The organism is Mesorhizobium sp. M0615 (assembly GCF_040320805.1).
Taxonomy (GTDB): domain Bacteria; phylum Pseudomonadota; class Alphaproteobacteria; order Rhizobiales; family Rhizobiaceae; genus Mesorhizobium.
In genome coordinates this window covers 131,635-145,115 of record NZ_JAMYQI010000006.1, presented here as the reverse complement: position 1 = coordinate 145,115, position 13,481 = coordinate 131,635, and the positions used below count along the sequence as shown (strand labels likewise).

Annotated in this window: 12 protein-coding genes; 2 read left to right on the top strand and 10 right to left on the bottom strand. The window is 63.5% G+C overall.

Translation table 11 applies throughout. The annotated features are described in order from the left end of the window. Positions 1-3 precede the first annotated feature (3 nt). The 10 genes from NKI46_RS12200 to NKI46_RS12155 form a co-directional block, all read right to left on the bottom strand. Entirely contained in the window at positions 4-702 is a 699-nt protein-coding gene (locus NKI46_RS12200) for a hypothetical protein (protein WP_352746382.1), read from the bottom strand. A 153-nt stretch (positions 703-855) separates the two neighbouring features. Further along, positions 856-2,283, bottom strand: a complete 1,428-nt coding sequence (locus NKI46_RS12195) for a gamma-aminobutyraldehyde dehydrogenase (RefSeq protein WP_352746380.1) — start codon at positions 2,281-2,283, stop codon at positions 856-858. 105 nt (positions 2,284-2,388) lie between these two features. After that, on the bottom strand, positions 2,389-3,204 hold the full coding sequence (locus tag NKI46_RS12190) for an ABC transporter permease (protein ID WP_023673416.1): 816 nt from the start codon (positions 3,202-3,204) through the stop codon (positions 2,389-2,391). Further along, on the bottom strand, positions 3,194-4,159 hold the full coding sequence (locus tag NKI46_RS12185) for an ABC transporter permease (RefSeq protein WP_023692630.1): 966 nt from the start codon (positions 4,157-4,159) through the stop codon (positions 3,194-3,196). Before NKI46_RS12185 ends, NKI46_RS12190 begins: the two co-directional genes overlap by 11 nt. 220 nt (positions 4,160-4,379) lie before the next feature. After that, the gene (locus NKI46_RS12180; protein ID WP_023692631.1) at positions 4,380-5,378 is read right to left on the bottom strand and encodes an ABC transporter ATP-binding protein; all 999 of its coding nucleotides are present in this window, start codon (positions 5,376-5,378) and stop codon (positions 4,380-4,382) included. A 210-nt stretch (positions 5,379-5,588) separates the two neighbouring features. Beyond that, positions 5,589-6,743: an ABC transporter substrate-binding protein gene (locus NKI46_RS12175; protein ID WP_023692632.1), complete on the bottom strand. Its 1,155-nt coding sequence runs from the start codon at positions 6,741-6,743 to the stop codon at positions 5,589-5,591. Between the two features lie 211 nt (positions 6,744-6,954). Further along, a complete protein-coding gene (locus tag NKI46_RS12170; RefSeq protein WP_023673412.1) occupies positions 6,955-7,866 on the bottom strand; it encodes a LysR family transcriptional regulator in 912 nt (303 codons plus the stop codon). A gap of 80 nt (positions 7,867-7,946) precedes the next feature. Further along, complete coding sequence (locus NKI46_RS12165; RefSeq protein ID WP_023692634.1) at positions 7,947-8,558, bottom strand: DedA family protein; 612 nt, start codon at positions 8,556-8,558, stop codon at positions 7,947-7,949. A 55-nt stretch (positions 8,559-8,613) separates the two neighbouring features. After that, positions 8,614-8,889, bottom strand: a complete 276-nt coding sequence (locus NKI46_RS12160; protein WP_155923951.1) for a hypothetical protein — start codon at positions 8,887-8,889, stop codon at positions 8,614-8,616. A 69-nt stretch (positions 8,890-8,958) separates the two neighbouring features. Next, positions 8,959-9,723 (bottom strand): DeoR/GlpR family DNA-binding transcription regulator, encoded by a 765-nt coding sequence (locus NKI46_RS12155; protein WP_023685103.1) that lies wholly within the window; start codon positions 9,721-9,723, stop codon positions 8,959-8,961. 420 nt (positions 9,724-10,143) lie between these two features. On the opposite strand from NKI46_RS12155, the gene NKI46_RS12150 reads away from it, so the two are divergent. Continuing rightward, the gene (locus NKI46_RS12150) at positions 10,144-11,028 is read left to right on the top strand and encodes a phosphotransferase family protein (protein ID WP_031204313.1); all 885 of its coding nucleotides are present in this window, start codon (positions 10,144-10,146) and stop codon (positions 11,026-11,028) included. Further along, the gene (locus tag NKI46_RS12145) at positions 11,025-13,478 is read left to right on the top strand and encodes a GcvT family protein (RefSeq protein ID WP_352746375.1); all 2,454 of its coding nucleotides are present in this window, start codon (positions 11,025-11,027) and stop codon (positions 13,476-13,478) included. Before NKI46_RS12150 ends, NKI46_RS12145 begins: the two co-directional genes overlap by 4 nt. Positions 13,479-13,481 lie beyond the last annotated feature (3 nt).

Sequence of the window (13,481 nt, the reverse complement as noted above, 5' to 3'; positions counted from 1 at the left end):
CCATCAGTTGCGGCGGCCGAAACTCGTCCGCTGCCCGGAAAACCGCCCTTCCCTGACCGATCCGGCAGCCGCGACACGTGCCGGCTGATTGGGCAATGTGGCCTGCTTGGCCAGGGCCGCCGCTATCAAGGCGTCGGCCTGGCGCGCGCGCTGGTCCGCGCCGGCATCTCCGGCAGGGTTGCCCGCCACGGCGGAGGTCGACATCCGCCGGCGGGGTTTGAAAGCAAGATAGAGAAGCAACGCGCCGAGCAGTCCAGCCCCAATGACGATCGTCAAACGCGTGCCGGTCATGCCGGTGCGTTCGATCTGGGTGGGGTTGGCGGGGTTCTGGACGACGGTGAGCTTGTCGCCGACCTGCGGTTCGCGGGCACCGTTCTTGTTCAGCTCCATCGTGGCCTCGACGGCGTCGGCGCCGGTGCCGACGCGCAAGGTGTCGGTGAATTTCTGGGTCACCTTCCACTCTTTGTCAGCATGAACCGTCTTGAACGCATCCACCAGTTCGCACGGGATCGTGGCGGTGCTGACGGTCTTGTAGACAATCTTGTGGGCGGTCGATTCCATGTCGCATTCGACATTGACCGCGAGGATTTCAGCAGGCGCCTCGGGCCAGCCGCTCTTCTTGATCATGTCCTTGCCGCCGAACACAGCGATCAGCAGACAGAAGCCGCCAATGAGTACCAGCTTGATCTTGGTCGTGTTCATGCGCAAACCCCTCGCCGCGCGGTTTCCCGGCAAGAGGCTGCTCGTTCAGGTTGAATATTCAGTAAATCGTGAACTCCCGCCGTACCGCAAAAGTAACTCTCGCTTAATGTACAGAAAACGGGTTGGCGAATATTTTAGAGATAGTGGCGGCCTCTACCCATGCGCCACCATCACATGACGAACGGCGGTATAATCCTCCAGCGCATAGAGAGACATGTCCTTGCCGTAGCCAGACTGCTTCAGCCCGCCATGCGGCATCTCGTTGGTCAGCATGAAATGGGTGTTGATCCAGGTGCAGCCATATTGCAGACGGGCGGCCGTCGCCATGGCGCGCGAGACGTTCTTGGTCCACACCGAGGATGCCAGGCCGTAGTCGCTGTCATTGGCCCAGTTCACGGCTTCATCGACTTCGGAGAAGCGGGTGATGGAGACGACCGGACCGAACACTTCGCGGCGCACGATCTCGTCTTCCTGCAGCGCGCCGGCAACCACCGTCGGCTGGTAATAGAAGCCGGAGCCTTCGCCCGGCTTGCCGCCGGTGGTGATCTCGATGTGCTTCAGTTCCGAAGCGCGCTCGACGAAGCTCGAGACGCGATCGCGCTGGCGGCGCGAGATCAGCGGCCCGATGTCATTTTCGGTGTCGTCGGGCTGGTTGTATTTGATGGTCGAGACGGCAGATGAGAGATCGGCGACGAGCTTGTCGTAGATCTTCTTGCCGGCATAGATGCGGCAAGCGGCTGTACAATCCTGCCCGGCATTGTAGTAGCCGAAACCGCGCAGGCCGTTGACCACGGCGCCGAGGTCGGCGTCGTCGAAAACGATGACCGGCGCCTTGCCGCCGAGTTCCAGATGCGTGCGCTTGACCGACTTGGCGGCGGCCTGCAGCACCTTCTTGCCCGTGGCGACGTCGCCGGTGATCGAAATCATGTTGACCTTGGCGTGATTGATCAGCGTGTTGCCGACGCTGTCGCCGCGGCCGAGCACGACATTGACGACGCCCTCGGGCAGCACCTCGGCCAGGATCCTGGCCAGCTTCAGCGCCGTCAGCGGCGTCTGCTCCGACGGCTTGAAGACGACGGTGTTGCCGCCGGCAATGGCCGGCGCCAGCTTCCAGGCCATCATCATCAGTGGATAGTTCCACGGCGCGATGGAAGCGACGATGCCGATCGGGTCGCGCCGCACCATCGAGGTGTGGCCGGGCAGATATTCGCCGGCGACCACGCCCGGCATCGAACGTACCGCGCCGGCAAAGAAGCGATAGCAGTCGACGATCGCCGGGATTTCGTCATTGAGCACGGCGTTGATCGGCTTGCCGCAATTCAGCGCCTCGAGCGCCGCGAACTCCCGCGCGTTGGCCTCGATGCGGTCGGCGATCTTGAGGAGATAGCCGGAGCGCTGCGCCGGCGTTGTGCGTGACCACAAGACGAACGCTCGCTCGGCGGCAGTAACAGCCGCCTCGATCTGCGCCTGGCTGGCTTCAGGCAGGTTGAGAATGGTCGCCCCGGTCTTTGGATTCAGAATCGGCTCCTCGGTCTCGGTGCCGTTCTCGAAGCTCGAGCCGATCAGCATCTGGGTGTCCATGCAGGTTCTCCTCGGTCAGGAGCGAGTAGCGAATAGCGAGTAGCGAATAGGGCTGGTCGTGCAATCTCCCCTATTCGCTATTCGCTACTCCCTATTCGCTGTTCTTCATTTGCCCGAACCGGCGATCTGGTCGCCGTCGCGGGTCAGGTAATAGGCGGCAAGGATGGGCAGCAGCGTCACCAGCACCACGACCATGGCGACGACATTGGTGACCGGACGCTGGCGTGGGCGGATCAGCTCTTCCAGCATCCAGATCGGCACGGTCTGCTGCTGGCCGGCGGTGAAGGTGGTGACGATGACCTCGTCGAAGGACAGCGCGAAGGCGAGCATCCCCCCGGCAAGCAGAGCGGTGGCGATGTTGGGCAGCACGACGTGCCGGAAGGTCTGGAAGCCGTCGGCGCCGAGATCCATCGAGGCCTCGATCATTGAGCCGGAAGTGCGGCGGAAACGGGCGACCGCATTGTTGTAGACGACGACAACGCAGAAGGTGGCGTGGCCGAGCACGATCGTCCAGAACGAGAACGGGATGTCGGCTAGCGAGAAGGCCGAGCGCAACGCGATGCCGGTGATGATGCCGGGCAGCGCGATCGGCAGGATGACGAGCAGCGAGATCGTCTCGCGGCCGAAGAATTTCGTCCGTGACACGGCGGCGGCGCACAGCGTGCCCAGTATCAAGGCAATCGCGGTCGAGATTGCGGCGACGCGGACCGAAAGCGACAGCGCCTGCCAGACATCCGGCCGGTTCCAGGTGACGGCGAACCATTGTGTGGTCAGCCCCGGCGGCGGCCAGACGAAGCTCTTCTCTTCCGTGGTGAAGGCATAGACGAAGATCAGCAGGATCGGCAGGTGCAGGAAGAGCAGGCCGCAAGCGGCTGCGATCTTGAGGCCGAGCGGGGCGGATTGCGAACCGTCAGAGCGCATCGAAGGCCCCCATGCGCTTGGCGCCCCAGAGATAGAAACCCATGATGACGATGGGCACGACGGTGAAGGCGGCGGCGAGCGGGATGTTGCCGGCGGTGCCCTGCTGCGAATAGACGGCCTGGCCGATAAACAGCCGCGACGTGCCGATGATCTGCGGGATGATGTAGTCGCCCAGCGTCAGCGAGAAGGTGAAGATCGAGCCGGCGACGATGCCGGGCAGCGCCAGCGGGAACAGCACGTTGCGGAAGGTCTGGCCCGGCGATGCGCCGAGATCGGAGGACGCCTCGACCAGATTGCCGGGCACGCGCTCCAATGCCGCCTGCACCGGCAGGATCATGAACGGCAGCCAGACATAGACGAAGGCGATGAAGGTGCCGGTGGCGGAGACCGACAGCGAGTTGCCGCCGACGACCGGCAGCGACAGCCAGCCGTCGAGCACCCAGAGCAGATGCAATTTGGCCAGCAGCCAGGTCAGAATGCCTTCCTTGGCGAGGATCAACTTCCAGGCGTAGATTTTCACCAGATAACTCGACCACAGCGGCAGCATGATTCCGAGATAAAACAGCGCCTTCCAGCGGCCCCGGGCATAGCGCGCCGCATAATAGGCGATCGGGAAGGCGATGGCGGCGGAGGCCAGCGTGACCAGCACCGCCATCGTCACCGTGCGCAGGATGATGTCGAGATTGGCGGGCTGGAACAGGTCGCCATAGGTCTTCAGCGTGAACTCATGGTTGATGAGGCCGGAAAATTCGTCGATCGAGAAGAAACTCTGTGCCAAGAGCGCGAACAGCGAACCGATATAGACGACGCCGAGCCACAGCACCGGCGGCGCCAACATGAGGAACAGCAGCAGTTGCGGCTTGCGCCAGAACAGGTCGGACAGCGCACCGCGCACGCCGCCGCTGCCGGGCAGGATGGCGGGGGCGGAGGTTGAGTTGAGCGCGGCGATGGTCATGGGGAGACCGCGTGCTGAAGGAACCCTGAGAAGCCGGGTTCCTTCACACCCCCCTCTGTCCTGCCGGACATCTCCCCCTCAAGGGGGGAGATCAGCAGTTTCGCTGCCTCGCCAAATCCCCAACGTTGAAGATTGGCGAAACCGGGAGGAACAGCCAATCTCCCCGCTTGAGGGGGAGATGTCCGGCAGGACAGAGGGGGGTGCTTGGCGCAAACCTCAATCATGCCGGCTCGTCCATCAAATGCAAATGCTCGCGGTTGAACGTCAGCACCACCGCTTCGCCTTCCGCCGGCAGCTTTGTCCCGGCCGGCACGATGGCGTGCAGCCTCAAGCCGTCGGCGTCGAGCGCCAGCCTGGTCGTGGCGCCGAGATAGTTGGTTCCGACCAGGCGCGCGGCAACCCCTTCGCCTTTCGCAATGCTGCCGATGCGGATCGATTCGGGGCGCAAGCTGCCCCAGCGGTCCTGGCCGGAATAACGCTGGACGAAATCCGGCGGCAACACATTGGAGGAGCCGACGAAATCGGCGACGAAGCGTGTCCTGGGCCGCTGGTAGATGTCTTCCGGCGTGCCGATCTGCATGATCTTGCCGTCATTGAAGACGGCAACGCGGTCGGCCATCGACAGCGCTTCGCCCTGATCATGGGTGACGAAGACGAAGGTGATGCCGAGCGCCTTCTGCAGCGACTTCAGCTCTTCCTGCATGTTCTCGCGCAGCTTGAGGTCGAGCGCGCCGAGCGGCTCGTCGAGCAAAAGCACCTTGGGCTGGTTGACCAGCGCACGGGCCAGCGCGACGCGCTGGCGTTGGCCGCCGGAGAGCTGGCCGGGACGGCGGGCGCCATAGCCGGGAAGCCGCACCAGTGACAATGCCTCTTCCGCCGCCTTCTGCCGCTGCGGCTTGGCGATGCCCTTGACCATCAGCCCGTAGGCGACATTGTCCAGCACGTTCAAATGCGGGAACAGCGCGTAGTCCTGGAACACCGTGTTGACGTTGCGGCGATAGGGCGGCACGCCCTCGGCGCGGTCGCCGAAGATCGAGATCGAGCCCGATGTCGGCTGCTCGAAGCCGGCGATGAGGCGCAGGCAGGTAGTCTTGCCGGACCCCGACGGACCAAGCATGGCGAAGAACTCGCCCGGCACGATGTCGAGATCGACCGCATCGACGGCGCGCACGCTGCCGAAATGGCGAGAGACTTTCTGGAAGGAAACGGCCGAGGTCATGGGCTGTCCTGATCTGTTGCCGGTTTGTGGTTCGTCGAAATAGCTCTTGCCGCCACCAATCAGGCCAGCGGGCACGGCACTTCACCTCCCCCTCGATGGGGAGGTCGCGGCGAAGCCGCGGGTGGGGGTGACTAGCACCGGACGTCAGCGCTGCCCCCACCCCGACGCTGCGCGTCGACCCTCCCCACAAGGGGGTGGGTTAAAGGGAGCTCAACGCCCGCCGATGACGCCGATATAGTCGGACACCCAGCGGTAGTAAGGCACGCACTGGTCGTTCTGGGTTGCGCACTTGGAGACCGGGGTCTTCCAGAACTTGATCTTGTCGAAGTTCTCGTAGCCGTTGGTCTTGCAGCCTTCCTCGCCGAGCAGCTCGTTGCCCTTGCAGGCAGCGGGCACCACGGGGAGCGAGCCGAACCAGGCCGAGACATCGCCCTGGACCTTGGGCGACAGCGAATGCTCAAGCCACATATAGGCGCAGTTGGGATGCGCGGCGTCGGCCTCCATCATGGTGGTGTCGGCCCAGCCGGTGACGCCTTCTTCCGGCACGGTCGAGGCGACCGGCTTCTTGGCGGCAACCAGCGTGTTGACCTGGTAAGGCCACGAACCGGAAGCGACGACGCCTTCGTTCTGGAAATCGTCGACCTGGATGGCGGCGTCATGCCAGTAGCGGCCGACCAGCGTCCGCTGAACACGCAGCAGCTCGAGCGCTGCCTTGTACTGGTCTTCGTTCAATTCGTACGGGTCCTTAATGCCGAGTTCCGGCTTGTGGAACATCAAATAGTTGGCGGCGTCGGCGATGTGGATCGGGCCGTCATAGGCCTGGACGCGGCCCTTGTTGGACTTGCCGTCCGGCAGGTTCATTTCCTCGAAGACGACGTTCCAGCTCTTGGGCGCTTCCTTGAAGACATCGGTGTTGTACATCAGGATGTTCGGGCCCCACTGATAGGGAACGCCGTAATGCACCTTGTCGACGGTGAACCAGGGCGCATCCTTCAGACGGTCGTCTACCGCCTTCCAGCTCGGGATGAGATCGGTGTTGATCGGCTGCACGCGCTTGCCGGCAACGAGGCGCAGCGATGCGTCACCCGAAGCGGTGACTAGATCGAACCCACCCTCATTCATCAGCGAGACCATCTCGTCGGAGGTGTTCGCGGTCTTGACGTTGACCTTGCAGCCGCTCTCCTTCTCGAAGGAGGTCACCCAGTCATAGCCCTTGTCGGTTTCGCCGCGCTCGATGTACCCCGGCCAGGCAACGATGCTGACCTCCCCTTCGCCCTTGCCAAGTTCCTTGACCTGGGCGACGGCCTGACCGGAAAAGGTCAGCGCGACCGTCAAGGCGGTGCACGTCTTCAGGAATGAATTCATCGTCAATCTCCCATTTTGGCGCCTGACTGCGAAGCGAGTCGCCGCCGCGGTCAGCCGCAGGCTGAAAAGCGTCAGTTCATCCGATGGCACGTTGCCGCTCTGATGGCGGCTTTCGTCCCTGACATGAAAAGTGCTCGGAAAATTCCGGTTTCGCAAATTCATTTATCAGAAACGCGATATCGGTTTTTCCGATAGATAACCACGCACCCTATCAACGCTGCTGGCGTACCATACGCTGCGACTGGGCAAGGCCGATGAAGTCGCGCGACGCCTGCGGCAGACCGGAGCCGCGGCGCCAGACCATGCCGACCTGGACGACCGGCAGGGAACCCGAAATGTCGCGCGATTCGATGCGGTCGCCTTCCAGCGACCACGGCCGGTAGACTAGGTCGGGCAGCAACGCCACGCCCGCACCTGTGGCGACGAGGCTGCGAACGGCTTCGACCGAGCGGGTGCGAAAGGCGACATGCGGCCTGGCGCCGATCGCCGCCAGAAGCTTGCCGGTGTTCTCCTCGATCTCGTCGACGGTCAGCATGATCAGCGGCTCGCCGGCAATGTCGCCTATGCCGATAATGTCGGCGCTGGCCAGCTTGTGGCCGAGCGGGACCCACAGCCGGTAGGCCGAGACCTCGAGGATTTCCGACTGCAGAGCGGTGCGGTCGCGCAAATTGGAGGTGACCATGACGGCAATGTCGAGCTTGCCGCCGATCAGCAGATGTTCGAGATAGTCGCCATTGTCCTCGATGGCCGAGACATCGACGCCGGGATAGGCGCGGCGGTAGCGCGCCAGCAGATCGGACAGCACATAGCCCGCGACCAGCGAGGTGACGCCGAGCTGCAGCCGCCCGCCGGCCACCACCTGGTCGTCGGAAAAAGCGCGGCGCGCGTCGGAGACGTCGGCCAGGATCTTGGTCGCATGGCGCAGGAACTGGTGGCCTTTGTGGGTAATGTTGAGGCCACGCGGATGGCGCTCGAACAATTCGACGCCGAGATCGCTCTCCAGCTCCTTGATCGCCTCGGTGACCGAGGATTGCGAGATGGAGAGGTTTTGTGCGGCGCCCGACACCGTGCCTTGCTCGGCGACGGCAATGAAGAACTGCAGCTGGCGGATGGTGAAAGCCATGGCCGGACTAAACACCGGCGCGCCGGGGAAGGAAAGCCGAAGGCGGAGCTTATACCCATACGGCTTGAGGCGCCTCCTGGTCAGCCGAACCCGAGGCGCCGCCGGCAGGCAGGACCGTAGCGAAGCGCGAGCATGAACGCCGTCTCCAGCGCCAGGACGATGACGATGATGCGAAAGCCGATGGCATAGGAATCCCGGCCGCTGCCGCGCATAAGGTAGCCGGTGACGAGGAAGCCGGTGTTCCATAGCGTGGCGCCGAGCAGCGTCGCCGCCGCGAAGGGCAAGAGTGGAAGACGGAGCGCGCCGGCCGCGATCGGCAGATAGTTGCGAACCGTCGGGATGAACTGCGCCAGCAAGGAGACCCGGACATGATGGCGGCGGTAGGCCTGACCAAGCTTGCTGTAGGTCGCATAGCGCAAGCAGACATATTTGCCGAAACGCTCGACCAGCCTGTCGGCACGATCCAATCCAATCCTACGGCCCACACTATACCAGACAAGGCAGCCTGTGATGGCGGACAGCGTCGTCACCAGAAGCAGGATCGCCAGCGCCAGGAGATCGGAGGCTGCCGTCATGCCGAGGAACAGCAGCAGCACATGCGAGGGCGGCAGCGGCAGGATCTTTTCAGTGAAGGCGAGACAGCCGACACCAAGCAGGCCGAAGCCCAGGATCGCCGACAGTGGATCAGTCATGCGAAGCGCCAGTCATAGGTTTTGAGGTTCTTGATCCTGGACACCTTATACACCGTCATACACCGTCGCCGGCGGAAAGTTGCGGAATGTCCGGCCAAGCCGGGTCCGCTTCCAGGTCGGAGCGCGCAAGCGTCCAGGAAAGACAAGGCATCGTTTGCAGCATGGTGGCCTCATTGCTGATGCGGGCGATTCGCCCGGCCCGCATTTCGACGAGGCGCTGTTTGCGGCTGCCAAGTTGCATGGACATTGCGAAGAGCGGGATGATTGAAAAAAGCAATTTTTCACCAGAACGACATCTTATGCGGCCGGCGACGCGGCGCGCATGATGCACAACATCGCCTTCGTGGTATCGGGTGGCGGCATGGGCCGGGATCGCGGCGCGCCAGTCGCTGGTGTTTGGCTAGGCCGCAGCGATGCTGAGGCGCGCTCCAGCCTCGGCAAGTGCCGAGGCAATGTCGCGCGGCGGCGGCTGGTCGGTGGCGAGTTCGGAAAAACCGTCGAAGCCGCAGACCTGGACCAGACCCTGGCGACCGAACTTGGTGTGGTCGGTGATGACCAGCGAGCGCTGGCCGCGCGACAGCACCATGCGGGCGAACTCCGCCTCTTCCAGATCGTAGTCGGCAAGGCCTGCGGCGGCATCGACGGCGCCGATCGAAATCACCGCATGGCTGACCGAGAAGCGGCTGACGAAATCGATCGCCGAGGCGCCGAAGGCGGCCCCGGAATCGCTGCGCAATTCGCCCCCGGCCATATAGACCTTGTTGCCGTTGACGGTGGCCAGCGTGCGGGCGATATCGGACGAGTTGGTGACGACCGTCAGCCGCCGGTGGCCGAGCAGTTCGCGGGCCAGGAACGAGGTCGTGGTGCCGGTGTCCAGCATGACCGATTCACCGTCGCGAATGGTGGCAGCGACCATGCGGGCGATCAGCCGCTTGGCCTCGGCATTGTCGCGCATGCGCCGCTCGAAGGGCGCTTCGCCGGCCATCGACGGCAGGCCGATGGCGCCATGCATCTTGAGCACCGAGCCATTGCCGGTCAGTGGCTTGACATCCCGGCGCACCGTTTCAAGCGAAACCCCCAGCCGGTCGGCGAGGCTGGCAATGGTGACGGTGCCCTCTTCCTTGAGGAGGCGGAGGATTTCGCCATGCCGTTTCGAATGGATCATCTGGCTTCCTCAATTTGCGGCCTGCCCGGTTTTAGGGCAATGCCGCCGTTTTTAAAGGAATTGCTCGTGGTTTCGGGCAAAACACCCAAAAAAAGTCACAACATTTCATTGACAGTTAGGTAGCACTGGCGTGACATTGACGGCGTGACAGCTTCGGAACTGCCACGGGAGGGTGATGGCAGAGCCGCAATTCACGGACCGGACCGTCTGGCCAGACCGTCTGGGTTTGAACTGGCACAAAAGTTTCTCAAATCCGCGGGGGCGGAGACCGGGTATCAAAACCTGGCCAGAGGGGCTCGTCGGTGCGGCGCGGGATAGGAGTTCCTGCGTCCCGCACCGACGAGATTTTTTGCGTTTCCCAACGCTCGTTGCGCGGCGCATGGCGCCCAAGAAAGCTCCGCAAAAGTCAGGGATGGCCCCGTGACTGCTGAAGACCGCATCCGGGCCTTGCCTTGCTGGAATGGCAGCATCGACATTGCGCCGCTGCCGGGCGGCCTCAGCAACGCCAACTATCTGGTCAAGGACGCGGCCGGGCGGCATGTCGTGCGCTTCGGCCAGGACTATCCGTTCCACCATGTCTTTCGCGACCGTGAAGTGATGACGGCCCGCGCGGCGCACGCCGCTGGCTTCGCGCCGGCGGTCCACCATTCCGAACCCGGCATCATGGTCACGGAATTTCTCGGCGCGAAAACCTATGTTGCCGAGGACGTGCGCGCCAATATTGGTCGCGTCGCAGCCCTTATGCGCGGATTCCATCGCGAGATGCCCAATCACATCTCCGGCGCCGGCTTCATGTTCTGGGTCTTCCACGTCATCCGCGACTATGCGCGAACGCTGAGCGAAGGCGGCAGCCGCAAGCGCGACGACCTGCCCAGGCTGCTGGCGCTGGCCGACGAACTGGAGCGGGCGCAGAAGCTGCTGCCGATCGTATTCGGCCACAACGATCTTCTGCCGGCAAATATCCTCGACGATGGCGACAGGTTGTGGCTCATCGATTTCGAATATGCAGGTTTCAACACCGCGATGTTCGATCTTGCCGGCGTTGCCTCCAACGCCGAGATGAGCGACGCGGAGTCCTTCACTTTCCTCACGGCGTATTTCATGCGCGAGCCGGATGAGGCGATCCGCCGCTCGCACGCCGCCATGCAATGCGCCTCGCTGCTGCGCGAGGCGATGTGGAGCATGGTTTCCGAACTTTACCTCGACGCGCCCGGCATCGACTACGTCGCCTACACCGCGGAGAACCTGACGCGGCTTGACGCGGCGCTGGACAATTACCGCACGAAATACGGGACACAGTCATGAGCTTGCCCACGCATGCCGATATCGTCGTCATCGGCGGCGGCATTATCGGCTGTTCGACGGCCTACCACCTGGCGCGCGACCACAAGGCCGATGTCGTGCTGCTGGAACAGGGCAAGCTGACCTCGGGCTCGACCTGGCATGCGGCCGGGCTGGTCGGCCAGTTGCGCTCGTCGGCCTCGATCACCCGCGTGCTCAAATATTCGGTCGAGCTCTACAAGGGACTGGAGACTGAGACCGGGCTCGCTACCGGCTGGAAGATGACCGGGTGCCTCAGGCTTGCGACCAATGCCGACCGCTGGACCGAATATAAACGGCTGGCGACGACGGCCAGGAGCTTCGGCATGGACATGCAGTTGCTGTCGCCGGGGGAGGTCAAAAAGATGTGGCCGCTGCTGGAGACCAGCGACCTCGTCGGCGCCTCCTGGCTGCCGACCGATGGGCAGGCCAGCCCCTCCGACATCACGCAGTCGCTGGCCAAGGGCGCGCGCATGCATGGCGCCAAGCTGTTCGAGGACGTCCGCGTTACCGGCTTTGACATGACGGACGGGCACATCACCGCGGTGAAGACCAACAAGGGCGACATTGCTTGCGACAAGGTGGTGAACTGCGCCGGGCAATGGGCACGCCAGGTCGGCGCGATGGCCGGCATTTGCGTGCCGCTGCAACCGGTCAAGCACCAGTACATCATCACCGAGAAGATCGACGGGCTGGCGACCGACGCGCCGACAATCCGCGATCCCGACCGCCGCACCTATTTCAAGGAAGAGGTCGGCGGGCTGGTGATGGGCGGCTATGAGCCGAACCCGCAGGCCTGGGCGACCGGCCTGCCCGGCGGCGATGTCCCCGATGACTGGGAGTTCCGCCTGTTCGACGACGACTACGATCATTTCGAACAGCATATGAGCCAGGCGATCGCGCGCGTGCCGGCGCTGGAGACGGTCGGCGTCAAGCAGATGATCAACGGGCCGGAGAGTTTTACGCCGGACGGCAATTTCATCCTCGGTGTCGCGCCCGAATGCGCCAACATGTTCGTCGGCGCCGGCTTCAACGCCTTCGGCATCGCCTCCGGCGGCGGCGCCGGCTGGGTGCTGGCGCAATGGGTTGTCGACGGCGAGGCGCCGCTCGACCTTTGGGTGGTCGACATCAGGCGCTTTTCCGGCCTGCACCGCGACCGGCAATGGGTCAGCGACCGCACGCAGGAGGCCTATGGCAAGCATTACACGATCGGCTTTCCGCATGAGGAGTATTTGTCGGGCCGGCCGCGCATCGTCTCGCCGCTCTACGAGCGGCTGAAAGCGCACCGCGCGGTGTTCGGCTCCAAGCTCGGCTGGGAACGGCCGAACTGGTTCGCGCCGCAGGGCGCCACATCCGAAGACATTTATTCCATGGGCCGGCAGAACTGGTTTGGCCCGGTCGGCGAGGAGCATCGCCATGTGCGCGAGAAAGTCGGCATCTTCGACCAGTCGTCCTTCGCCAAATACGAAATGACGGGTTCGGATGCGGCCAAGGCGCTGGACTGGATCTGCGCCAACGATGTCGCCAAGCCGGTGGGACGGCTGACGTACACGCAGCTGCTCAACACGCGCGGCGGCATCGAGGCCGACCTGACTGTGGGCAGGCTCGCCGAGGAGAAATTCTACATCGTCACCGGCACCGGCTTCCGCTCGCATGATCTCTCCTGGATCGGCGACCATGTCGGCAAGGGCCTCGACGTGACGTTGAAAGATGTCACCGAGGATTTCGGCACGCTGTCGCTGATGGGGCCGCGCGCCCGCGATGTGCTTTCGGCCGTCACCGACGCGGATGTCTCGAATGCCGCCTTCCCGTTCGGCCATGTCAGCGAGATCGCCATTGCCGGTCATACGGTTCGGGCGCTGCGCGTCACCTATGTCGGCGAGCTCGGCTGGGAATTGCATGTGCCGATCGCCGCCACCGGCGAAATCTTCGACGCATTGATGGCCGCCGGCAAGCCGCACGGCATCCGGCCGATAGGCTATCGGGCGCTGGAATCACTTCGGCTGGAGAAAGGCTACCGCGCCTGGGGCTCCGACATCACCCCCAACGACGCGCCTCAGGAGGCCGGCCTCGGCTGGGCGGTGAAGCTGAGGAAGAACACCGATTTCGTCGGCCGGCGGGCGCTCGAAAAGATCAGCGGCGCCGATCTGAAGAAACGCTTTGCCGGCTTCACGGTCGACGATTCCGATATCGTGCTGGTCGGGCGCGAGACGATTTTGCGCAATGGCGAACCGGTCGGCTATCTCACCAGCGGCGGCTATGGCTACACGCTGGCCAAGAACATCGGTTACGGTTATGTCCGCAATGCCGATGGCGTCGGCGACGATTTCCTCGGCTTTGGCGACTATGAGCTGGTGGTCGCCATGGAGCGGACGCCGGCCAAAATCCATCTCGAACCGATGTATGATCCTACAATGAGCAGGATCAAGGCGTAGACG